Here is a 22,255-nt window from a genome sequence, read left to right on the forward strand (position 1 = left end):
TCCGGCACCCAACCAGGTGTGGTGCGGCGACATCACCTACATCTGGGCCCAGGGGAAATGGCATTACCTGGCTGTCGTGCTGGATCTTTGCACACGCCGGGTAGTGGGCTGGGCGTTGTCGGAAAAGCCGGACGCCGATCTGGTTATCAAGGCGCTGGATATGGCTTACGAGCAACGAGGCAAACCTCAAGGCCTGCTGTTTCACTCGGATCAAGGGTCACAGTATGCGAGTCGTCTATTTCGCCAGCGGCTGTGGCGTTATCGGATGCGCCAGAGCATGAGCCGGCGGGGAAATTGCTGGGACAACGCGCCAATGGAGCGCGTGTTTCGCAGCTTGAAAACGGAATGGATACCGACCACGGGTTACAGAACGGCTCAAGAAGCCCAGCGCGATATCAGTCACTTCTTGATGCATCAGTACAACTGGGTTCGACCCCATCAATTCAACGGTGGGTTGGCGCCAGCTCGGGCCGAAGAAAAACTTAACGTCGTGTCCGGGATTAGTTGACCACTACACGAAGACGCCTTCAGCCGCACCAAAAAATCCAATCCAGCTAAAACCCAAACGAGCCAAGCCAAATCCATGCCGCTGACCACTAAACAGGAAATAACCCGCTTGTTTAAACGAAGCCTCCAGCAACCACCTAAGCCCTACAACGCCTTGCGCCATTGCCTACGACTAAGCCAGAATCCGCTGGCTTGTGCGCCTAGCTCGCGGGTTCTATTGTCTGTCGGTCGCTGAAAAACAGTGATCGGGTTTGGTAGCCCGCCATAACTAGTCGCATCGCACACCGTTTGCAGACCTCTCCAGGTCGCTGCTCAATGGTGGCCATGCGCAGGACACCTTCGGGTGTGCCGGGTCCTAGTTACCGGTCTACCAACCCGCGTATGGCCGCCACCTTCGTTTGGTAGCGAATGTGAAGGCTCCTTTTTATTAACTAGGAGTTTCACCGTGTTCAAAGTAACGCCAAACCCACCGGACGCCGATCCGATCCCGTACGACCCAACGCTTGAACCTCAAAAGATAAAAGAGGCGACCGACCGCGCCATCAACTTCTATCTCAACCCTGGCTCACTGAAACTCTCAATCCCCTCCCGCAAGTCCAGCAAGATCTTCCTCGTCGACCCCTCCGTGGATGAAGAAACCTTGCTCGTCGAAGCCTGCGAATCGTTGGCAGCCGCCAGCGACATGGCACGCGACATCGGCGACGTCGTCGACCACTCCCAGCGCCGAGCCATGCTGATGCTGCATCAAGTGATCATGCTGAGCGAACTCATGGTCAATCGAATACTGGATAGCCGCCGCCTACCCAACTAGCCGACAGACCATATGAAGGGCCCCACCCCTTCATACACAAATCAGAGTTCCATGTAGGAGCTGCCGCAGGCTGCGATCTTTTGATCTTGATATTGATTGTGAAAAAACAAGATCAAAAGATCGCAGCCTTCGGCAGCTCCTACAGGATGTTCATTTTTTCGCAGTACCGATGGGTACTCACCTGGAGTTCCAGATGCCTGAAACCACACCCCAATCAGCGGTCACAGATCCGATATCCCCCTACGAATCCCTAAACTCAAGAAAGCTCCACGAAGCCGCCGAACGCGCCCTCGATCATTACCTTTTACCAGCAGGCACGATCAAACCCGAGCCCTACAGCCCCAGCAGCATGTTCATGGTCAACCCGCAAACCGACACCGAGTCATTACTGGCAAACGCCTGCGAGTCCCTGGCATCGGCAACGGTGATGCTCGGCGATTTCGCCGGAACACTGGACGGGCCGAATCGCCACACCTTGCAAGGCATCGCTCAAGTAGTGATGTTGGGGGAATTGGCGGTCAACAAGGCGTTGGATAACGTTGAACTAAAGCAGCCAGTTTCAGAGGTCGCAACCGGAATGAAATAGTCCGAGCAGCCCACAATCTGTGGCGAGGGGAGCTTGCTCCCGATCAGGCGCGAACTTCCCTTTGTCACTAAACCAGCGAATCAAACAAGACCGGCGTGCTTTTCGAAAATAAATGCCTCACCAACGACAGCAAAGCCCTCGGTTCGGCCAGTGCAATGCTCATCAACTTCGCCCCGAGTTCGACAAGTCCCACCGCAAGACTGCGTTCGGCATTGCGCAGAACGTGATGCTCGGCGAACTCGCAGTAAATCAGGCGTTGGACAGCGTAAAAATCGCCCTCTGACCACCCACCGCGACGAGGGGAAACCCTCGTCACTAAACGCGGTCTGAACAACGCTGGCACAGGGCCACGGCTTGTGCCGCGCAGTCTCGACTGTCACCCTTCGCGCCGTTCTTCAAGGATCAGAACAAGGAATCAAGGATTGAGTGGTTACGTCCCCAACCCACCAAAAAACCATCGCTACGCAGAAGCCAAACCCGTCGATATTCATGCCCAGCGTTGGGCTGAGTATGAGAAGCACGGGAAAGAGCCAGCGCGTGAACCTGAGAAAGTCGGGATCGCTCTGAGGATTGGGGTGTTCTTCGATGGCACAGGCAACAACGCAAATAATGCTGCCGCAGGCCTGATCTGTGGTGCGCATCACCCTATTGCGCCCAAAGACATTCCTGCTAGCTGCCAGCCGTACATGAGTAATCCGGATAGCAGCTACGGTAACGATGTCAGTAATGTGAAGAAGCTGAGCGATTTGTATGACGTTCCTCGAGCTGCTGAAGGGCCGGGGGCTCGGAAAAAAGCTTTTGGTATGGTCTATGTCGAAGGTATTGGCACCCGCTCAGGTGAAGAAGACAGTACCCTGGGAGCGGGGGCCGGACGAGGCGAAACGGGCGTCGCAGGGCGTGTCCAATCTTCTTTTGCGTCGATCAGCCAACGTATCACTGAGGTCTTGGAGAAAAATCCAGGCTGTGAAATCACATCGTTGACTTTCGATACTTTCGGTTTCAGTCGTGGCGCGGCAGCAGCTCGGCACTTTGCCAACGAAATCGTTCGCGGCAAGCAGGGTCCACTAGGTGACGTCCTTCGGAGCAATTCCGATGCCTTCAGTCAGACCTTCGTTGATCAATACAAGTCGGATATCAACATGGGTTTTATCGGCTTGTTTGATACTGTTCCATCAATTGCCGGCTGGTCTAATCTCGGCAACATCAAAAGTTCGATCGCGACGGGCATCCGGCTCTATCTGGATCGACGGTTTTTCACCGATGTTGTCCAATTGGTTGCTCGTGATGAATGCAGAGGTAACTTCGCGCTCAGTCGCGTAGCTCCCGATCATGCAGAGATCGTACTGCCTGGTGTTCATTCCGATATTGGTGGAGGCTATCTTGAGGACGCTGAAGAATGCGTGCTCGTCAGCCCAATGCAAACATTGGAAGTGTCTATCCACACCGACGTCGCAACCACATCGATCTACCAGGACGCAGTAGCTGTAAAAAATAAATGGCTAGCGAGAGGCTGGCCGTCTGAAATGTTGGAAATTGTTACACCGCCTGCGCTGCTGATACCGAACAGTTCACAGGATCGAATGAGTCCTCAAGTCAAACGCATCTACGCCGCTGTACAGCTTAAACGGCCGGTGAGTGGAATGCTGTCGAGGGTGCATTTACGCGTCATGTATCAGCAGGCAAAAGCGAAAGGTGTTCGTTTCCAAGAAATCCCCGAAACGGCAGAGTTTGCAATTCCAGAGGAGCTTCAAGCCTTATGTGATCGGTTTGTCTCTGGCGATTACACGACTACACCCCAAGAAGAGCAAATGCTAAGGCTTAAGTACATTCATACATCTGCCAACTGGAATCACCCGCTAGGGCGACGTGATGGGAGCGGCTTGAGAGCGGTCTACATCAACGCCCCCACGAGTGATTCGGTACGAGTTCGGCACCCTCATGTACCCGACTGGACGCTTTGGTAATGAAATTAATACTGGCCTCGCTCTGCATATTGTTAGTGTCCGGTTGTAATGCTGACCCACTCTCTGCAAAAAAAGACCCGAAATCCCCATGGTGGGAGCTTGGCTTTGTCGAACCGGATTACATGAAAGTCTGGGTTGAAGATACGGCAGTTGAGGACATCAAGGGGAAGACGATCCCACGCACTGGCGGTGGGTCCGCCTCGGGCGGGCAGCCAGAAGACGGAACAGATTCTGCCCGTGGCTGGGACGGAGTTGGCGCCTCTGCGAGGCCGGTAGTCGGCGCCGATCTTCCCAAGCGAATCTTCGTTCGCTGGCAGTCCATCGTAGAACCTCAGACCTATCGAGCCTGGGTGGATATACCCGAAGAGGCCAGACAACTGATGCTGACATCGGTGAATCAACGCTGCGCGAAAACTCCAGACCAGACAGCTACCTATATATCTTCGGTCTATCTGGGTTTAGCTCCCGGCGGTGCCATCCAGGTTTGGGTAAGAGATTCATGTCACCATCCGGTCGAAGTGGCGAAAGCTCAGGCCGAAATCGAGCCGTTGGGGCCAAGTCAGGGGAAAACCCAAGGACGATACGCCTATCCCGTCAGTGAGAAGTCCAAACGGTATATCGAGAAATGGGGCATTCCTTACGGGAGTTGGTAAACCGTCATGCAATAAAGGAAAAGGGCGGTGGCAGGATTTAATCGTGGCCTGGCGCCGACTTCTCCCCGGGACCTGTGCGGCTGGATCAGTAACGGTTTGTAGGAAAACACCACGAAGGAGGCGGGCGTTTTCCGCGCGTAAACGTAACGCTTGAAGCGCGTTTAAATTACACGAACTGTTACTCCATAAAGGCTACGTCAGCTTGCGCCGTTGCCTACGCCTACTACAGAATCCGCCGGCATACGCCGCTATGGGGCGGGCTATATCGTTTCCCGGTCACTGCAAAACAGTGATCGGGTTTGGTAGCCCGCTTTGATACGTTCGTATTGCGCCACCTTATGTCGTCATTCTATTTGACTGCGTTTTTTTGGGGGACATGCGTGGGGCTCATTCGTGAGCGCCGGGTTTCGTATCGACCGGTCTACCAACCCGCGCATGGCCGCCACCCATCGTTTGGTAGCGAGGGTGAGGGCTCTTATTTATTTCGATACGAGACTTCATCTATGTTCAAAGTAACGCCAAACCCACCGGACGCCGATCCGATCCCGTACGACCCAACGCTTGAACCTCAAAAGATAAAAGAGGCGACCGACCGCGCCATCAACTTCTATCTCAACCCTGGCTCACTGAAACTCTCAATCCCCTCCCGCAAGTCCAGCAAGATCTTCCTCGTCGACCCCTCCGTGGACGAAGAAACCCTGCTCGTCGAAGCCTGCGAATCATTGGCAGCCGCCAGCGACATGGCACGCGACATCGGCGACGTCGTCGACCACTCCCAGCGCCGAGCCATGTTGATGCTGCATCAAGTGATCATGCTGAGCGAACTCATGGTCAATCGAATACTGGATAGCCGCCGCCTACCCAACTAGCCGACAGACCATATGAAGGGCCCCCCCCCTTCATACACAAATCAGAGTTCCATGTAGGAGCTGCCGCAGGCTGCGATCTTTTGATCTTGTTTTCTCACAATCAATATCAAGATCAAAAGATCGCAGCCTGCGGCAGCTCCTACAGTTTGTCATTTTTCGAAGTACCCTGGAGTTCCAGATGCCTGAAACCACAACCCAGTCAGCGCTCACAGATCCGATATCGCCCTACGAATCCATAAACTCAAGAAAGCTCCACGAAGCCGCAGAGCGCGCCCTCGATCATTACCTTTTACCAGCAGGCACGATCAAACCCGAGCTCTACAGCCCCAGCAGCATGTTCATGGTCAACCCGCAAACCGACACCGAGTCATTACTGGCAAACGCCTGCGAGTCCCTCGCATCGGCAACGGTAATGCTCGGCGATTTCGCCGGCACGCTGGACGGGCCGAATCGCCACACCTTGCAAGGCATCGCTCAAGTGGTGATGTTGGGGGAATTGGCGGTCAACCAGGCGTTGGATAACGTTGAACTGAAGCAGCCAGTTTCAGAGCCCGCAACCGGAATGAAATAGTCCGAGCTGCCCACAATCTGTGGCGAGGGAGCTTGCTCAGCGCTAATCTCCCTTCGTCACTTAACCAGCGAATCAAGCAAGCTGACTTTTTTCCAGGAAATCAATCCGTCTCCTATTTCAAAGGGAGCATTAGTTTGTGTTGTGAAAGATATCGTCATTTGAACTCATTCTATTGTTTTCTATTGGCAACGGGCAGGAAACAGGAGCGATACATAAAAATGGTAGGCTAGAATGTTTTCCTGAAATAAATATTAGTCAATTTTGTTTCTGAAAGTATTTCTCAATGATCTTCCTCTTTTTACTAGTGCAAAGCTTTCTACGGTGAATCCGTTGCACTCTTCTGTTATTTCATTGTATGTGAAGCTAGCGAGAAATCCTGGTCTTATGTACATAATTGCTGTGGCTAACTCATTTTGTTGTTCTACTTCAAAAACAAATTCGTTTCTCAATATTGCGTTGCGATTGTTTTCAAACTCTCGAGATGTGATGTCAATTTTGAGCTCTACAATCCGCAATTCAAAGATGCAAGATATATATATGTCGTTATTGTCGAGTCTCTCGGTTTCTATGAAGTAGAAATCTTCTACGCCCTCAACTACTTCTGCGGTTACGGGAGAGGATGTGGAGAGGATTTCGGAGTTAGAAAATAAATGCTCGCTTAAGTTTTTGGTGATGTGTTTTTCTGAACTTTCTAAAAATTTAATGGCGTTTTCTTCTAGATAGCTAGAGAAATCACTTTCTGCTTTATTTCGGTCCAATGCATGTTGATTTATATCGACATGTGCTTTTAAAAAATCTTGAAGAGAAGATATTAGATGGATTTTGCAAGAAAGTTTTCTTGATGCGATATCTCGTTGTAGATCATCGTGGAATTGGCCCTTCGCCCCCATGAAGTCGCTTGTGTTTCCGGTGATAAAAAACAAGTCTTTATTTATGTTGTTTTTTTCTATGTGGTCAAGTAGTGAAATCCAAATAAGAGTGTCTCTAAACCCTTTTTCGTTTTCGCGAAAAGGTCTGACTTTTAACATCGCTCTACTAGCCAATAGAGTTTGTGAAATTCCCTCGTACTCAAAAATATCAAGGTGTTCGACTCTGTTTTTTAGCAGTGAGCGGAAATCATATAAGCCTATTTCACTACGTGTAGTGGTTTCTATTTTTGCATTTGGATAAAGCTTTCTAAATTCGATTTCGATGCTGTGGATGTTTCGATATGCTTCATCAAGCCCTCGTTTATATAGGTTTTCTACTTCTTGCATGACTAGTCGCGACGCTAGCAGCACACCTCCTTCGTTATTTAGATAATGGAATAAAAGCCTTAGTGGGGCTGATTTGAGATGCCAGTTGTTGTGAAAAATATTTGTGTCTAGAAATACGTTCATGGAATAAGCCGGAAGTTCTATCTGGTTGAGTTGAGAAGAAATCTGGTGTTAATTTTGTTGTATGGTGGCGGCTGTATGAAGTTTTGGATTTAGTGAAAATAAATTCATCCCCTTTTTTGGTCCTGTATTGATGGGTGTGATATCTCGAGTAAGAATAATAAATTGTAATAGTGAAAAAATAAAGGGGTAAGTCGAATATAAATAAAACTTGCCCCTTGGTGCGTTATTTTATAAAAGGCTCTGAGTAGGATTTTGTTAGATTTTCTGCATCTAAACTGTGGAAGTCTAATAGTTTGTTTGTTTGTTCAGTCGAAATGCTATGGATGTCAAATTTCTGAAGCTCCATAATGAAAGCTCGAAAATTCTCTTTTAATTTGTTGAGCGATCGTTTTCGCATTATCGAAACGCTGTGCGTAAAATTCCCATCGTAGGAAAGTTTTTTTGTTGGATGCACCAGGATTCTTGTGCATTCGGCTTCTCCGTACACTTCTTCAAACCAACCGCAATGCGTGTTCATTTGTCCAGCTTCGTTTTTGTTTATTTCTACTCGGTTTGATTCGACTTCATTTTTGCACTCTAGAAATATGTATTTGTTGACTCCAGTGCACCAAAGGTTATCAGGCCCTTTTTTGATTTCTTTATCTGGTCTCTGACTTTCGAAGCCTAATCCAAGTCCTAATTCTTTGAGCGCTAACTCAAATTTTTCGGAGGCCACCCCAAATGCGAGATTGTCTAGAATTCCATTTGCGGAAAGCTGCAGTTCCTCATGATTCTTAAATGTTCTTAACCAAGAATGAATTCGTGATATGCGATTTTCATTAATGAATGATATTTTTTTGTAGTTGACGCCGGTTTTAGGTTTAAGAAGCTGAGTATTTAATCTGAAGGCAGTTCCCTGGATCGTGTTGGCATCCGATTTGCTAACTCGATAAGTATATCGGGCGAGTTGCTGTATATACCATCCCTTTTCGGCGGGTTCGTCATGGAATGTATCTGAGAGTTTTTGGATTAATTCACATGCTCGTTTTTCGTTACCAGAAGCGAATGCTACTTCGGCATCGAACTCCATTTTCAAAACATCATATAGAGACGTACTCTGGTTTGTTTTGCCTATTTCATCCATTTCTTCAACATAATATTCTTTCCAGCCTTCATCTCGAGTAAGGGCTTGCTTCATCAGGTCGATTAAAACCTCATACTCGCTCGACTTTGTTATAAGGTCTGCCTTTGCGTCTTCGGCAATTTGTAGGCCAATTTCAATTTGTTTTTTAGTTTGGGCGGAAAAGTATTTGTGAGTTGATTGGCTTTTTATAAATTTTGTAAGATCGCCACCTACGATCAAGATTACGCTGTAATCCTTTTCACCTCTTACGCTTCTCCCCAAGCCTTGTTCTACTTTTTGTGCGATTTTTACATTCATTATGTCGCTGCCCGTGCGACAGTCCTCCTCATACCGGTCAAGGAGAGAGTCGAAATAGGGTTTGGAGTCTAATATGAGAATGCGGCAAGCGTCATCGGGTAAGTCGATACCATCGTATCTATTAGCAAAGACCATAGATGATGATGTTTTTCCAGTTTTTAATTGTTGGACGTTTTCGAAAATCGTTTCTGTTTCTGCAACAATCGCCCCTAGGCGTTGGAACTGAGTTTTGTTTGAAAAGTCCGGTGTTAAAAATACTATTCCGTAATGGCGATCTTTCTGTGGTTTTGCCAGCCAGTCAACAATATTTTCTCTGTCTAAAGAGGCATCGATTAATGTTGGAATTAATATCATTTTCTCACCCGACCATTTTAGAATCGTATTGGTGAGAGGGGTCTTAATGGCCTCGATATCAAAGCCGAGGCCCTTGATCGAAAAAGAGTCATCTTGAGTAGTTGCTGACATTAATATTCGATGTTCTGCTCGGGAAAATGAGCCAAATGCATTTATTGGTATAAGGATTGGAGATATTTCTAAATAGGTGCCAGCAATGAAAGCTTGGCAGTTCTCAAGATTGTTTTTTATTAGCTCCCATGCGAAAGCAATTTCTTTATCATCTTTATAGTTCAGAAGGAGCTGTATCATTTCGTCTTTACGGTCTATCCATGACCAGTAAGGTATTGGCAGCATTGTATTGTAGCTGCCGCTCTCGATTTCAAGGAAGCTGCCCTCTCCTTGCTCTCTAAGATCTTGGTCGAAGAGTCTAATAAATTTTTCGTAAAGAGGGTGTTTACGATCAATCTTGATTGTGAGCGCGCTTCTGATCGAATCTATACATGCGTGTGAATCATCTAAAACAATCGATCCAACTTCTATTGATTTGTTATAAAGACCGAATTTTGTTTTTCCGTTGAAGAGTTTTTGGATGTGGGTGATTAGGAGGGTTTTGCCCGCGACAAACTCGTCAGGTAGTTCTCGATCCCTTCCGATTTCGCAAAAAGGGATGCCAAACTTTTTTGCTTCAGATGTTACTTGTTTTGCGAGGTAGATATTGGGGCATAAGAATACGCATGGTTTACCAGACTCGTTTAACTTTGATTGGAGCATAAGAAGCCCAATTAGGGTTTTACCTTCACCTGTGTGCAGTTTGACAACACTGTCTTTCAAATTTCTTCTAGTGCTATGCCATTCTAATAACAACGTTTCTTGAGAAGGGCGCAGCGGCCCCGCTTCGCTTCTTCGATCCAATGAATCGTATATTTCAGTGGGATCTATCCGTTTTTCGACATTTTTGTTTTTCAGCTTTTTCTTGAAATCAACCATTGAAATACTCCTTGTATTTAAGCGTGCTGTAAAATCCGTCTAAAGTTGTTAAAGCTCACTGCTGAAACGGTAGCTCCAAATAGGCCTATTAATCGGTATTTTTTAGAAAAGTTCGTGTGTTATCTCTTGGTGCGCTTTTTGAGAAAAATTACTTTAGGCGCCGGGTTCGTTGCTGATATCGAACAATGTGCCGGTCAATATTTTCCCATTAACCATCACCCGAACCACATGCTGCCCAACATGATGCTTACGCGTAGTGAAGTCCTTAATCTGCTGACTCCGCCGCACCACCTCACTCCCAAACCCGGCCAACTCCAACGTCTTCAACTTAAAAACCTTCGCCGAAACCCCGCCATTCGCCTTCACATAGTCAATCGCATAATCAATCACCAACCGCTGTTCCACCGGCACGGTCGACTTCACTGTAAACGACAACGTAATCGTCTCGCCTAACCGCACCACCGCCGGCTCAACCCGCACATCCAGCAACTCCACCTCAGCCTTCGCCCCCGCGCCGATCACCGTCAGCGCGCGCACGTCCCCCTGTTTGATCAAACTCCGCAACGCATGCTTGGCAATCCACGCGGTGTGTTTGTTCTCCAGCGACCACCCCTCAATCACATCCAGCACCCATTCCGGGTGCTCTTTGGTGAGGTCATTCAGGTGATTCGCCACCGACTTGCGCACGTACAAGCTGTCGTCGGCCTTCAGCCGGTCCAGTATCCCTGCGGCCAACCGAGGATTGGCTTGCACCGCTTCCAGCCGAAACGACCAAGGCAGGCGAGGGCGGCTGCCTTCGCTGGCCAGGCGGCGGACGTGATGGTTGTCGTCTTGCGCCCAGTCGTGCATCAATTCGAGCGAGCGCTCCAGGTCGCTGCGCAGAAAGTGGCGGATGGCGAATTCGGATGAGCCGAAAGTGGTGAAGTACTTCAGCGCTTGCATCGAGGTGTCAAACGCGTGCCCGCCGTAGCTCGCCACGTAGTGCGGCAGGCACATGCTGACGAATCCACTGTTCAGCCGTGGTGCTAGCTGGAAAAGTACGTCGAGTGAATCTTCGTAACCCAGCGGCAGCACGGCATGCAGGCTTTCGCTGACTCGCGCCATGCGTTGCATCACTGATAATTCAGCGAGTCCGTCCTGAGCCTGTTTTAGAAACGCCTTGGCCTTGAACGCGGGATACACGGCGCTCATTTGCTCAGCGATATGGCGCAGGCGTTCGGCGTTGAAGATTTCCTTTAACGCCGGGGCGGCGGTGTCGGTGGTGCTCATGGTCAGGTCAACGGCGTGCTGACGAACGCTTCGAGCGTTTCGGCGTAGGCGGTGTATTGGGCGATGTGGGGGTAGCGGCGGGTGTCGATCTGGTCGGGGACGACGAGGTCGGTGAAGCTCCAGGCGACGGCGAGGCTGATGCCGGCCTGGGTCAGGGTGCCGTCGGTGGGCAGGCCGTTTTGCGCGAGTTCTTGTTCGAGGGCGGTGAATGCGGCGGCGAGTTGGCCTTCGACGCGTTCGACCCACGGCTGGTATTGAATGTCGGCCGGGCGCAGATTGCGTTCGTAGTAGAGCTGCACGGATTTTTCGCAGGCGGCGAGGCTGAGGCCGATCAGGCGCAGGGCGTGGGCGCGTTGTTTGAGGTCGGCCGGCAGCAGGCTTTTGCTGACGCTGGCTTCGAGGTAGTCGAGGATCAGTGTCGAGTCCATCAGCACCACCCCGTCGTCGAGGATCAGCGTGGGCGCTTTGACCACCGGGTTGATTTGCTGGAATTGTTCGAAGTGACGGAACACCGAGACTGACTCGTGTTCGAGGTCGATGCCCAGGCGTTTGGCGGAGATCGCCACGCGACGCACGTACGGGGAGTCCAGCATGCCGATCAGTTTCATGACGCGTTCCTTCAAGTCGAACCGGTGGGGTAGGCATAACCTAGCCGAGCTTGAAGCAATTGTCAGTCGTCGAATCCCGCTTGTTCGTGAATCTCATCGACATTCAGTTCCAGGCGATAGGCCACTGCCACGAACAACGCTTGGCACAGGCACAACGTTGCGCTCAGTGAACGAAAGGCGAGGGCGCTGCCTTCGTTGACCAGCAAGACGCTGTTCGCGCGTTTGGCCAGAGGCGAGAGGTGGCTGTCGGTGAGGATCAGTGTGTTGGCCTGCTGTTGGTGGGCGTAGCGCAGGCAGTGTTGGGTTTCCTTGGCGTAGGGGGTGAAGCTGATGGCGATGACCAGGTCGTTGGCGCGCACGCTGCGCATCTGCTCGCGATAGCTGCCGCCGAGCCCCGAGACCAGGTGAATGCGCTTGTGAGTGTGTTGCAAGTTGTAAACGAGGTAATCGGCGACGGCGAAGGAGCGGCGCACGCCGATGACGTAGATGTTGTCGGCATTGACGATGAGGTCGACGGCTTTTTCGAAGGCGACGTCGTCGAGTTCGCGGCCCAGGCGTTCGATGCCGGAGCGCGTGGCGTCGATGCATTCACGGGCGAGGTCGCCGTCACTGGCTTGCTGCGACTGGTTGGCGATCATGCTGCGGATGCGTTGCTGATAGTTCTGCACCGGTGAGGCTTTGTGGGTGTAGGCGGTGCGAAACAGCGCCTGCATCTCACTGAAGCCGCTGAAACCGAAGCGCTGCGAGAAACGCACGATGGCCGACGGATGCACCTCGCACTCGCGGGCGATGTCGCTGATGCGGTCGACCATGATCCGGTCGCTCTGCTGGCTCATGTAGCTGGCGACGCGTTTGAGCTGGCGCGGCAGGGCTTCGTATTGCTCGGTGATCAGGTGCAGCAGGCGCTCGGCATTGATCGGAAGGCTGGCGAGCGGGCGCTCTTCGTGAGCCGGCAGATCGGGGCGGGGCATAAAGTATCCTTCGGGCTGGTCGATCAACCTGTGGCGAGGGAAGTTGCTTCCTCACCACAAAGTGCTAGGTTGCGGCTGATATTAGGAGGCCTTCGCCGGCTCTGCTGTGCTGAAACGATGCACCGGTTGATGAAAATGTTGCGGCGGGTTGCGGCTGGTTTAGCCGTTTGTCTTCTATATACCTCCACTCGACTGAATTTCTTGCTATAAACGCACTCCGATGACCGCTGTGAAGCTCGTGTCAGAGCAGTTTCCGGGCTTTGTCGGACAAATTCCCTGTATTTACAGTTGCTGAGGCCTCAAACGGGCCTTAGACTGCCGCCCCTCGTAAATTGAGTGCCGGGTGGCGTTTGCAATAAACGATGCCTTTTCGTCGACCGGACACGGTTCGCCGGAACGCTCCCTATTTCGCCTTAATGCACGTTTTTTTATAGAGATATCAATGACAAAGGACAAGTTGCTGGCCATGCCGGCAGATGACTACATGAATTCCGAGCAACACGCTTTCTTCACTGAGCTGTTGCAGAACATGAAAGTCGAAACCCATGAGCGCATTGAGCAAAATCGTATCGCCATCGAAAGCCTGGACACCCCGGCTGACCCGGCGGACGCGGCTTCGGTTGAAGAAGAGCGCACTTGGCTGGTCAACGCGATCGATCGCGACCAGCGCATGCTGCCGCAACTGGAACAAGCCCTTGAGCGCATCAAGGAAGACAGTTTTGGCTGGTGCGACGACAGCGGCGAGGCCATTGGCCTGAAGCGCCTGCTGATCAGCCCGACCACCAAGTACTGCATCGAAGCTCAAGAGCGTCACGAGCAGATCGACAAGCACCAGCGTCAGGCCTGATTCTGTGGGGTGACCCCTTGAATAGGGGCGCCTGGAAAAGATCGCAGCCTTCGGCAACTCCTACAGGGGTTGTTGGGGCTGCGATCTTTGTTTTTTGTCGTCTGTGATATTTCCACGCGGTTCATTGACCTGCTGCAGAGCCCACGACTAACGGACCATGGATAATGGCGTTGTAGTGGCGTTTAATGCAGTCACAACAATGAGAACAAGCGTGGGGTGTTGATATGACGAGAGATGGATCTCTGGTTGGGGCTCTGCCTGCACCAGTGCTTTTGCCGAAAAACCGCTGGATCGCTCCGACCCTGCAAAGCATCGCCCTGATGTTGTTGCTGGCCGGCATGACGCTGGGTGAGTGGTCGCTTTACCTCGGTATGCCGTTAGCGGTGCTGATTGTCTGGCTGCCGCGCCTGCGTTCCCGAGCCGTCCCCGCTGTAACGCCTGCCGACACCGGCAGCGCAATGTCTGAACTGACCCGCGACCTTTCCTACACCACCAGCCATAACGCGTTGTCGGCAGCGGGCGTGGCGTTTTCGGTCAAGGAATTGGCCAGCAAACTCGAATCGCAACTCGATGCGGCGGCGCAGATCGTCAGCAACGCCGAGGCGATGATCGCCACCGAACACGCCACCTCGCAGCTCAGCCGTGAAGCGTTGGCAGCCGCCAGCGAGGCGCATCACAGCAGTGCGGCCGGGCGTAGCGAACTGGTCGATTCGATTGCGCTGATGCACCAGCTCAGCCAGCGCGCCAATGCCAGCCGTGAACTGATCGAAGCCTTGAGCGTGCGCAGCGATGACATTCAGCGCGTGACGCTGGTGATTCAGTCCATCGCCAGCCAGACCAACCTGCTGGCGCTGAACGCGGCGATTGAAGCCGCGCGGGCTGGTGAGCATGGGCGCGGTTTTGCCGTGGTCGCGGATGAGGTGCGTGGCCTGGCCGCGCGGACGGCGGCGGCGACGGGCGAGGTCGGTGAGATGGTTGCCGACATTCAGCAACGCACGGCGCAAGTGGTGGAGCAGATTCGCGAGCTGTCCAGCGATCTGCACACCGGTGTCGAGCAGGTCGAGCAGACCGGTCAGCACCTGCAGAACATCGCGCGACTGGCCGCCGGGGTGGAAGGTCAGGTGGGCGAGATTGCCCGTGGCGCCGAGACCAACCGCGAACAACTCGACAGTCTGTTCAAGGCGATCGAGCAGATGCGCAGCGACTTGGCGATCAGCGATCAGCAGACCCGGCGCCTCGCCGACGCCGCCGTGCAGATGGAAGGGCAGGCCGAAACGATTAGCGAGCGTCTGGCCGAAGTCGGTCTGGATGACTATCACCAGCGCATCTACGACTTGGCGCGCGAGGGTGCGAGCCAGATTGCCGCGCGCTTCGAGGCGGACGTCGAGCAGGGGCGGATCAGCCTCGAAGATCTGTTCGATCGCCAGTATCAAGCGATCGGCAATACCCAGCCACCCAAGTATCAAACCCGTTTCGACCGTTATACCGATCAGGTCCTGCCGGCGATTCAGGAGCCTTTGTTGCCGCGTCACGAAGGCCTGGTGTTTGCCATCGCCTGCACGCAGCAGGGTTATGTGCCGACGCATAATCAGCTGTTCAGTCAGCCGTTGACTGGCGATGTGCAGGTCGATGCCGTCAACAACCGCACCAAGCGCAAGTTCGCCGATCGCACCGGGATTCGTTGCGGCAGCCATCAACAACCGGTGCTGTTGCAAACATACACGCGCGATACCGGTGAGCTGATGCATGACCTGTCGGTGCCGATCATGATCAAGGGCCGGCATTGGGGTGGTTTGCGCCTGGGCTATAAGCCGGAACGCGCGCGCTGAGCGATTGTTACCGCCGATGCAATGAATCTGTGCACGGCGGTTGCTGTTTCCTCTCGACAGAAAGCATTAATCTGACCACTTAGTTAGGTTGCTAATGATTTCGGGAGGTCTGCATGCAGTGCAGAGTTGATGTTGCGGTGATGATCGGCAGCGGTGTACCCGCCGGTTTGCGCGCGATGGGGCAAAGCGTTTGCTGGGTGGTGTTGCTCAACGGTGAGCGACGCGGTACCGCGTTTGCCAGTCGCGACGAGGCCGAAGAGTGCAAGGCTGCCTGGCTCGCGCAATTGCAAGCCGAGGCCGGTGACAGCCTGCACTGATCAGATTTACTTGCCGGGGTGCAGGCGCACGTTCAGCTCATCGACCACGACCGCTTCTTCGCCGTCGGCACGTAACCATTCCTTGAGCAGTTGCGCCTGTTGCGGCGACCAGAACTCGGCGTCGATCAGTTTGGTGTTGGCGTCCAGTGGATGCGCTTCGATGAAGTCGTCAATTGCATTGCCTTCGGAAGGCAGGCCCAGTTGGTCGAACAGGGTTTTCAGATCGTAGGCTGGCAGTTCCATCGTGTGCTCCTTGGGTTGATGCCGAAATGGCACGGTCGATCACTCTCTTTATCTGAGGCAACCACTCGCCAGGAGTTCGATTTTCGACTCCAGTGAGCGGGCGAGGGCGCAGGCTTCGTTGTGGTCCTTGCGGAAACCTCTTACGCGGCCGGTCGAGATTTCCTGGATATGGAAGAACGCCGTCCCGGCCGGGATCACCAGAAAACGTGGGTTTCTGGAGCGCTCGGCTGGCTCCGCCGGATTCTTGAGCGGGCTGATATGCAGCGTCATCGGTGATTGGTTGGTGGCGTCAGGCTTTGAGGCAAAGTGAGTCAGAGTGCACATATGAAGTCCTTTTCATCGGTCGGCAGCTATTTACCGGCCGTTTCGGGTAGTCGTAATGAGCATTGCTGCTCTAGAATCGCCAGTACCTGTTGACGACAGGGCTTATCTAAAGCAATTTTTCACGGGCGATATGTCGGAAAAGTGCTTTTTTTCGTGAGAATTTTCCCTAAAGTTCGTAGTCAGCTTTCTCTGTCCGCCAGTAAGGATTTTTCCTTCAAGGTTTGGCGACATCGGGGCAAGTTTCGCGAGTGACATTCCAGTAGTCTTACGAGCCTCGCGATCGATTGAGCACTCTGCTCACTTCGGGCTTTTATTTGAGTCATTTGGCAGCACCGTCGGCCTGGCCGTTTTTTTTGCCGTGCGCGTTTTCCGTGGACGGTTTTTTCAGATGTGGGGATGTTTCTTTGGCAGTCAGTAACCTCGATATGCATGCTTTGTTCGTGCTGGGTGATTTGCGCGCAAAGCTGGTCAAGTTGTTCCAGTCGCGTTTTGTTTACATCACCGAGCAAAATCCCGAAGGCATTTACGTCGCCGAGATCGACACCGAAAGCGCGTTGGTGGTCGATGACAAACCGGGGCTCAAGCTCAAGGTTGGCGATCATTTCAGCGCCTCGGTCCTGCCCAGCCGTGAAGGCGGCAAGATGGATATCCGTTTTCGCGAAATCAAACTGACGGTGTATGGCCTGGGCGATTACGCCTTCGTCGAGACGGCTGACGGCAGCGCGATTCTGTTCAAGGAAGGCCATAGCGTGGTGACCGTGTTTGCCGCTCATGCGCAGTTGCAGGAAGGCCTGACCAAGACCCTCAAAGCCGTCACCGCCAAAGCCGCCAAGTGGCGCAAGGGCGAATTGGTGACCTTCAAGGCCAGCGAGTGAGTCGCGCCGATTTCCATGCGCAAAACATCGACACCGCGCGCGAGGAGGCCCAGCGATTGTTCGCTGCGAAGGCCGAGTTGCAAGGCGCGTGGTTGAGTTGGGTGGCGGTGCAGATCTACACGTTACGTCCAGCGGAATACGCCAGCATGGTCAGACGCGAGCTGCAAAGCTTGCAGGAAAAGTCTGATTCGTAACCTCGTCCGGGTTCGGGCCCGGAAAAAGCAGGAACCTCGGCTACAGTCAGTTGACTGAGTATTCAGAGGCTTGCGGTCTTCTGTCAGGCCATCCTGCTATTGCTGTGAACAGCACGAGGTGCAATGCATGAACGGATTTCGACGGTTGTTGGCCGCGAGCGTGGCCACATTCGGTTTGCTGACGTCAGCGCAAACGGTGGTCGCGGCAGAGACGCCGATCCATTTTGCCGACCTGAACTGGGAAAGTGGCAGCCTGATCACGGATGTCCTGCGGATCATCGTCGAGAAGGGCTACGGGTTGCCGACCGACACGTTGCCCGGCACTACCATCACGCTGGAAACCGCACTGGCCAACAACGACATTCAGGTGATTGGCGAAGAGTGGGCGGGGCGCAGTCCGGTGTGGGTCAAGGCTGAAGCCGAAGGCAAAGTGGTCAGCCTCGGCGATACGGTCAAGGGCGCCACCGAAGGCTGGTGGGTGCCGGAATACGTGATCAAGGGCGACCCGGCCAAGGGCATCAAAGCGCTGGCGCCGGACTTGCGCAGTGTCAGTGATCTGAAAAAATACAAGGATGTGTTCAAGGATCCGGAGAACCCAAGCAAGGGGCGTTTCCTCAACAGCCCGATCGGCTGGACCTCGGAAGTGGTCAACAAACAGAAGCTGACCGCTTATGGGCTGCAGGACGACTTCACCAATTTCCGCAGTGGCTCCGGCGCGGCGCTGGACGCGGAGATCAGTTCTTCGATCCGTCGCGGCAAACCGGTGTTGTTCTACTACTGGTCGCCGACGCCGCTGCTGGGCAAATTCAAACTGGTGCAGCTGGAAGAACCCGCGTTCGATGCCGAAGCCTGGAAGACCCTGACCGACGCGGACAACCCCAATCCGAAACCCACGCGCTCGCTGGCCTCGAAGTTGTCGATTGGCGTGTCGACGCCGTTTCAGAAGCAATATCCGCAGATCACCGAGTTCTTCAGCAAGGTCGACTTTCCGATCGAGCCGCTGAACAAGGCGCTGGCCGAGATGAGCGAAAAACACACCGCGCCACGCGACGCGGCGGTCGCGTTCATGAAGGCGCACCCGGACGTGTGGCAGGCGTGGTTGCCGAAAGACGTGGCGGAAAAAGTATCCACCAACCTCTAACGCACCGCTTCATGTAGGAGCTGCCGCAGGCTGCGATCTTTTGATCTGTTTTTTTTTACAGACAAGATCAAAAGATCGCAGCCTTCGGCAGCTCCTACAGGTCGGTGTTTAGAATCGGCCAATTCGAAGGTGCGCGGGGTGCCGAGGTAATACGCGGGCGAAACATGCGCAAACTCGGCATACACCTCATTGGTCAAGTTGCGCACCCGACCGGTCACCTAACCGCACCGCTTCATGTAGGAGCTGCCGCAGGCTGCGATCTTTTGATCCTGTCTGTAAAAAAACAGATCAAAAGATCGCAGCCTGCGGCAGCTCCTACAGGGTGGGATTTAGAAGCGGGTTTGTATGGCCAATTCGAAGGTGCGTGGGGTGCCGAGGTAATACGCGGGCGAAACATGCGCAAACTCGGCGTACACCTCATTGGTCAGGTTGCGTACCCGGCCGGTCACGGTGGTGTGCGAGTCGACCTTGTAGCTGAGGAAACTGCCGAACAATGTGTACGACGGCACCGTCATGGTGTTGGCGGTGTCGGCGTACACCGACGCCACGTATCGCGCATCCACCCCACCTTGCCATTGCGGCGAAAAATCATAGGTCAGCCACAGATTGCCGACCCGATCCGGCACGTTGGTGGGCGTATTCCCTTTGCGTGAAACCACCACGCCGGCGGCATTCTTTTCGGTGAAATCGTCGTACTGCGCGTCGACCCAGGCGAAATTGCCTTCGGCCAGCAGCTTGTCAGTGATTCGCAATGAGCTGGCGATCTCTATGCCTTTCGAGGTCTGCTGGCCGACTGGAATACTGCTGGTCGGGTCCAGCGGGTCGGTCACGGCGAAGTCCTTTCGCTCAATCGTGTAAGCGGCGACTGTCGCCGAACCACGGCCATTCAGATAATCGAATTTGCTGCCGATTTCCCACTGCTTGCCCGTCGAGACGTCAAAGTCCTGTGTGCCATTCGGTTGCTCGGCGGCGGTGCTGTATTGCACATAAACGTTGGCCGATGGAATGAACTGGTAGGTCAGGCCGGCGCGTCCGGTCAGCGGTTCCCAACTGCGCTTGAGGTGTTTTGGATTGGTGGCGGTCACGGCGCGGTGATTGGTTACGTCGAGGTCGATGTCGTCGTAACGCAGGCCAGTGAGCAGCGACAGTTTGTCGGTCAGCGCCAGGCGATTTTCCACGAACAACGCTTGGGTGGTGACCTCGTTGGTCTTGTCGCTGACCAGCTTGGGGTTGGTGCCAGGAATGTCATAGAAATACCCCGGACGATAGTTGTCCGGATCGACCGTACTCGCGCCTTTGATATTGAGCGGTGAGTTGGTGGTCTGGTTGACCTTGTACTCGAAGCCCCCCGACCAGGTCGTATCGAGGCCAAGCAACGTGTTGTCGTGGCGCAGTTCGAACTGGTTGCCGTTCTGCTCGCCCTGATGGCGCACTTGATAGGCGGTGGAGCGATTCACCGCCGTGTTGTCGGCGTTGTACTGATAGGTTTCGAGGTTGCGGTAATCGCGCTGGCTGTCGAGGTGGTACAGCGTATTGCGCAGTGTGGTGCTGTCGTTGATGCGGTAGTCGATGATCGAGCGCACCCAGATCGTCCGCTGTTCGTAACGGCCGTCCTCGACGTTGTAGTTGTTGAAGCGATTGTGTTTGTCGATCTTCAACTCGCCGGCCTTGGGGTTGAGTACCGGCGTACCCCAATAGGGGCTGTCTTCGTGTTCGTCCTGATATTCCAGGGCGAGGGTGTGCGAGAGGTTGGGGGTGAGGTCGCTGAGTAATGAGAACGCCACGCTCCAGGCATCGCGCTCCTGGCGGTCGATGTAGCCGTTGCCGGTGTTGTGGCTGACGTCGAGCCGCGCGTAGTGCTGCACGTCGGCGCTTGGGTCGGTCAGGGCGTGGTTGAGGCCGAACGCGGTTTCGGTGGTGTCATAAGTGCCGTAGCTGACGCGGCCTTCAATGGCCTGCTCCTGGCGGGAGGCAAGTTTGGTCACGTAGTTGAGCGAGCCACCCACGGAACCTGCGCCGTTGATCAGCGACGATGGGCCGCCGACCAGTTCAACCCGATCATAGATCCACGCATCCACCGGCCGGGCGAGGCCGCCGGACACGTTGATGCCGTTGAACATCTGGGTGATCTGGCTGCTGGTGAAGCCGCGATAGGAGACGAAACCGCCGAAGCCCGGCGGTGCGCTGGCGTTGACGCCGGGCAGGGTGTTGGCGGCGTCCTGGAAATTCTGCGCGCCGTGGCGTTCGATGTCGTTGCGATTGGCGATGGCCACCGAGGCCGGCGTGTCACGCACGCTCAAGCCGAGGCGTGAGGCCATGCCGCTGGACTGGTCGAGGGCAAGGCCCGGCTCATTGGCAGATTCGCCATCTATGGTGATCGGCGCGAGATCCACAGTGGATTGCGCCCAGACGTTAACGGACAGGCAGCCGCACAGGCTCGCCAGCAGAGTGAGTTGTTTCATCATTGAATCCTGAATGCTTGTCTAGGAGTCAGCGCACAGGCGAACGCCGCGCGTTGGCGCAGTGGGCTGACAAATCAAAAAGGCAGGGACACTCAGGCGAGCGGCGGGGCGCGAGGGTTGGCCGAGGGCCAGGTGAAGCGGACAGGGAGGTCGGCGCTGACGATGGGCGCCAGCGGCGGGCTGTGCTGTTCCGGGAGGATCGCCAGGGTCAGGCTGGAGTTGAACGCCGGGCCCATGCCGCCACCGACCGAGCACAGCGGGCAGCCGAATGCCTTGGACAGGGTCGGCAGTTGTTCTTCGGTGGGATTGGATGCCAACGGCGCTTGAGTGGCCGGGTCGACTGTACAGAATTGGCCGCCGATGCCGTTGAGCTGCATGCCGACCATTTGTCCGTGACCGATGCTGCACGCGAACACGTTGAACAGGACGCAGCAATAAAGCATCCAGGCCAGCAGTGAGCGATCGGTTCGGGAGAATTTCATGGGGCGGCACTTTACCGTACCGCTGATCGGTCGTGCACTTGAAAAAAATCCGACTAGGATGATTTGTTCAAATCCCTTTCCAAGGATTTCAACCATGACCTTTGTGTTGGCTCAATGGCTGGTGACAATTTTTGCAGTGATCGCCTTGATGCACGTGTATTGGGCGTTGGGTGGGCAGTGGGCGGCGGCAGTGGTGGTGCCACAAATACCGGTGGACGGTTTTGTGGCGACGGTGCGCCCGGCGTTCAAACCGTCAGGCTGGCTGACGTTGGTGGTAGCGGCGGCGTTATTGGTGATTGCTGCGCTGGTGTGCATGCGTGTCGGCTGGGGCATGCCGGCGGTGAATCACAAGGCGTTGCAGTGGGTGATCAGTGCGATTGCGTTGATGATGTTTGCCCGCTCGATTGGTGATTCGAATCTGGTGGGTTTTTTCAAGGAGGTGAAGGGATCGCGGTTCGCGCGGCTGGATACGTGGGTGTATTCGCCGTTGTGCGCGATCTTGGGGTCAGGGTTGTTGGCGGTGGCTTGGGTGTAAGAGCGGGATCAAAAGATCGCAGCCTTCGGCAGCTCCTACAGGGATCAATGTAGGAGCTGCCGAAGGCTGCGATCT

The 22,255-nt window shown here is 54.0% G+C and carries 24 protein-coding genes and 1 pseudogene; 15 read left to right on the forward strand and 10 right to left on the reverse strand.

Translation table 11 applies throughout. The features are described 5' to 3' along the window. From ACQ4MY_RS10700 to ACQ4MY_RS10735, 8 genes are all read left to right on the forward strand, one after another. Nucleotides 1–508 (forward strand): IS3 family transposase (locus ACQ4MY_RS10700; protein ID WP_440095024.1); only part of this gene is annotated, 508 nt, incomplete at its 5' end. A gap of 444 nt (nucleotides 509–952) precedes the next feature. Continuing rightward, the gene (locus ACQ4MY_RS10705; protein ID WP_008083877.1) at nucleotides 953–1,318 is read left to right on the forward strand and encodes a DUF6124 family protein; all 366 of its coding nucleotides are present in this window, start codon (nucleotides 953–955) and stop codon (nucleotides 1,316–1,318) included. Between the two features lie 193 nt (nucleotides 1,319–1,511). Continuing rightward, complete coding sequence (locus tag ACQ4MY_RS10710) at nucleotides 1,512–1,904, forward strand: DUF6124 family protein (protein WP_440095025.1); 393 nt, start codon at nucleotides 1,512–1,514, stop codon at nucleotides 1,902–1,904. 112 nt (nucleotides 1,905–2,016) lie between these two features. Beyond that, nucleotides 2,017–2,187 carry a DUF6124 family protein gene (locus ACQ4MY_RS10715; RefSeq protein ID WP_440095026.1) on the forward strand — a complete coding sequence of 57 codons (171 nt, stop codon included), beginning with the start codon at nucleotides 2,017–2,019 and terminating at the stop codon, nucleotides 2,185–2,187. Nucleotides 2,188–2,326: 139 nt separating this feature from the next. After that, the gene (locus ACQ4MY_RS10720; protein ID WP_440095027.1) at nucleotides 2,327–3,868 is read left to right on the forward strand and encodes a phospholipase effector Tle1 domain-containing protein; all 1,542 of its coding nucleotides are present in this window, start codon (nucleotides 2,327–2,329) and stop codon (nucleotides 3,866–3,868) included. Next, the gene (locus tag ACQ4MY_RS10725; protein WP_440095029.1) at nucleotides 3,868–4,521 is read left to right on the forward strand and encodes a DUF2931 family protein; all 654 of its coding nucleotides are present in this window, start codon (nucleotides 3,868–3,870) and stop codon (nucleotides 4,519–4,521) included. Before ACQ4MY_RS10720 ends, ACQ4MY_RS10725 begins: the two co-directional genes overlap by 1 nt. Before the next feature lie 503 nt (nucleotides 4,522–5,024). Then, nucleotides 5,025–5,390, forward strand: a complete 366-nt coding sequence (locus ACQ4MY_RS10730; protein ID WP_008083877.1) for a DUF6124 family protein — start codon at nucleotides 5,025–5,027, stop codon at nucleotides 5,388–5,390. Between the two features lie 178 nt (nucleotides 5,391–5,568). Then, complete coding sequence (locus tag ACQ4MY_RS10735; RefSeq protein ID WP_440095030.1) at nucleotides 5,569–5,961, forward strand: DUF6124 family protein; 393 nt, start codon at nucleotides 5,569–5,571, stop codon at nucleotides 5,959–5,961. A 251-nt stretch (nucleotides 5,962–6,212) separates the two neighbouring features. On the opposite strand, the gene ACQ4MY_RS10740 is transcribed toward ACQ4MY_RS10735, so the two are convergent. The 5 genes from ACQ4MY_RS10740 to ACQ4MY_RS10760 all read right to left on the reverse strand — a co-directional run bounded on the left by ACQ4MY_RS10740 (nucleotide 6,213) and on the right by ACQ4MY_RS10760 (nucleotide 12,931). After that, nucleotides 6,213–7,340 carry a PIN domain-containing protein gene (locus ACQ4MY_RS10740; RefSeq protein ID WP_440095032.1) on the reverse strand — a complete coding sequence of 376 codons (1,128 nt, stop codon included), beginning with the start codon at nucleotides 7,338–7,340 and terminating at the stop codon, nucleotides 6,213–6,215. A 223-nt stretch (nucleotides 7,341–7,563) separates the two neighbouring features. After that, a complete protein-coding gene (locus ACQ4MY_RS10745; protein WP_440095033.1) occupies nucleotides 7,564–10,083 on the reverse strand; it encodes a DEAD/DEAH box helicase in 2,520 nt (839 codons plus the stop codon). Nucleotides 10,084–10,236: 153 nt separating this feature from the next. Further along, nucleotides 10,237–11,352 carry a DNA alkylation repair protein gene (locus ACQ4MY_RS10750; protein ID WP_440095034.1) on the reverse strand — a complete coding sequence of 372 codons (1,116 nt, stop codon included), beginning with the start codon at nucleotides 11,350–11,352 and terminating at the stop codon, nucleotides 10,237–10,239. A 2-nt stretch (nucleotides 11,353–11,354) separates the two neighbouring features. Next, the gene (locus ACQ4MY_RS10755; RefSeq protein ID WP_440095036.1) at nucleotides 11,355–11,960 is read right to left on the reverse strand and encodes a glutathione S-transferase; all 606 of its coding nucleotides are present in this window, start codon (nucleotides 11,958–11,960) and stop codon (nucleotides 11,355–11,357) included. Nucleotides 11,961–12,022: 62 nt separating this feature from the next. Continuing rightward, a complete protein-coding gene (locus tag ACQ4MY_RS10760) occupies nucleotides 12,023–12,931 on the reverse strand; it encodes a MurR/RpiR family transcriptional regulator (RefSeq protein ID WP_440095038.1) in 909 nt (302 codons plus the stop codon). Between the two features lie 442 nt (nucleotides 12,932–13,373). Here ACQ4MY_RS10760 and ACQ4MY_RS10765 point away from each other — a divergent pair, with 442 nt between their 5' ends. The 3 genes from ACQ4MY_RS10765 to ACQ4MY_RS10775 all read left to right on the forward strand — a co-directional run bounded on the left by ACQ4MY_RS10765 (nucleotide 13,374) and on the right by ACQ4MY_RS10775 (nucleotide 15,924). Next, a complete protein-coding gene (locus tag ACQ4MY_RS10765; RefSeq protein ID WP_008084239.1) occupies nucleotides 13,374–13,778 on the forward strand; it encodes a TraR/DksA family transcriptional regulator in 405 nt (134 codons plus the stop codon). A gap of 605 nt (nucleotides 13,779–14,383) precedes the next feature. Further along, nucleotides 14,384–15,607, forward strand: coding sequence for a methyl-accepting chemotaxis protein (locus ACQ4MY_RS10770; protein ID WP_440095313.1), 1,224 nt, complete (start codon nucleotides 14,384–14,386; stop codon nucleotides 15,605–15,607). 113 nt (nucleotides 15,608–15,720) lie between these two features. Beyond that, complete coding sequence (locus ACQ4MY_RS10775; RefSeq protein WP_008084245.1) at nucleotides 15,721–15,924, forward strand: hypothetical protein; 204 nt, start codon at nucleotides 15,721–15,723, stop codon at nucleotides 15,922–15,924. Nucleotides 15,925–15,930: 6 nt separating this feature from the next. On the opposite strand, the gene ACQ4MY_RS10780 is transcribed toward ACQ4MY_RS10775, so the two are convergent. Then, a complete protein-coding gene (locus ACQ4MY_RS10780; RefSeq protein WP_440095040.1) occupies nucleotides 15,931–16,167 on the reverse strand; it encodes a DUF2789 family protein in 237 nt (78 codons plus the stop codon). A 48-nt stretch (nucleotides 16,168–16,215) separates the two neighbouring features. After that, entirely contained in the window at nucleotides 16,216–16,437 is a 222-nt protein-coding gene (locus ACQ4MY_RS10785) for a hypothetical protein (protein WP_256677687.1), read from the reverse strand. 479 nt (nucleotides 16,438–16,916) lie between these two features. Between ACQ4MY_RS10785 and ACQ4MY_RS10790 the strand changes: the two genes are divergently transcribed. The 3 genes from ACQ4MY_RS10790 (at nucleotide 16,917) to ACQ4MY_RS10800 (ending at nucleotide 18,701) form a co-directional block, all read left to right on the forward strand. After that, nucleotides 16,917–17,366 (forward strand): hypothetical protein, encoded by a 450-nt coding sequence (locus ACQ4MY_RS10790; RefSeq protein WP_177323325.1) that lies wholly within the window; start codon nucleotides 16,917–16,919, stop codon nucleotides 17,364–17,366. Continuing rightward, nucleotides 17,363–17,560 (forward strand): hypothetical protein, encoded by a 198-nt coding sequence (locus tag ACQ4MY_RS10795; RefSeq protein WP_440095042.1) that lies wholly within the window; start codon nucleotides 17,363–17,365, stop codon nucleotides 17,558–17,560. The genes ACQ4MY_RS10790 and ACQ4MY_RS10795 overlap by 4 nt, the downstream gene beginning before the upstream one ends. A 127-nt stretch (nucleotides 17,561–17,687) precedes the next feature. Further along, nucleotides 17,688–18,701 carry an ABC transporter substrate-binding protein gene (locus tag ACQ4MY_RS10800; protein WP_440095043.1) on the forward strand — a complete coding sequence of 338 codons (1,014 nt, stop codon included), beginning with the start codon at nucleotides 17,688–17,690 and terminating at the stop codon, nucleotides 18,699–18,701. Between the two features lie 116 nt (nucleotides 18,702–18,817). Here the strand turns inward: ACQ4MY_RS10800 and ACQ4MY_RS10805 are convergent. From ACQ4MY_RS10805 to ACQ4MY_RS10815, 3 genes and pseudogenes are all read right to left on the reverse strand, one after another. Further along, nucleotides 18,818–18,919: pseudogene (locus ACQ4MY_RS10805) on the reverse strand (hypothetical protein); the annotation flags it as partial. A 111-nt stretch (nucleotides 18,920–19,030) separates the two neighbouring features. Next, nucleotides 19,031–21,163, reverse strand: coding sequence for a TonB-dependent receptor (locus ACQ4MY_RS10810; protein ID WP_440095044.1), 2,133 nt, complete (start codon nucleotides 21,161–21,163; stop codon nucleotides 19,031–19,033). Between the two features lie 92 nt (nucleotides 21,164–21,255). Next, nucleotides 21,256–21,645 carry a DUF2946 domain-containing protein gene (locus ACQ4MY_RS10815; RefSeq protein WP_008087349.1) on the reverse strand — a complete coding sequence of 130 codons (390 nt, stop codon included), beginning with the start codon at nucleotides 21,643–21,645 and terminating at the stop codon, nucleotides 21,256–21,258. Between the two features lie 94 nt (nucleotides 21,646–21,739). Here ACQ4MY_RS10815 and ACQ4MY_RS10820 point away from each other — a divergent pair, with 94 nt between their 5' ends. Next, nucleotides 21,740–22,180, forward strand: a complete 441-nt coding sequence (locus ACQ4MY_RS10820) for a DUF3995 domain-containing protein (RefSeq protein WP_440095045.1) — start codon at nucleotides 21,740–21,742, stop codon at nucleotides 22,178–22,180. Nucleotides 22,181–22,255: the final 75 nt, after the last annotated feature.

It is taken from the genome of Pseudomonas sp. SM4 (assembly GCF_051913165.1).
Taxonomy (GTDB): Bacteria; Pseudomonadota; Gammaproteobacteria; order Pseudomonadales; family Pseudomonadaceae; genus Aquipseudomonas.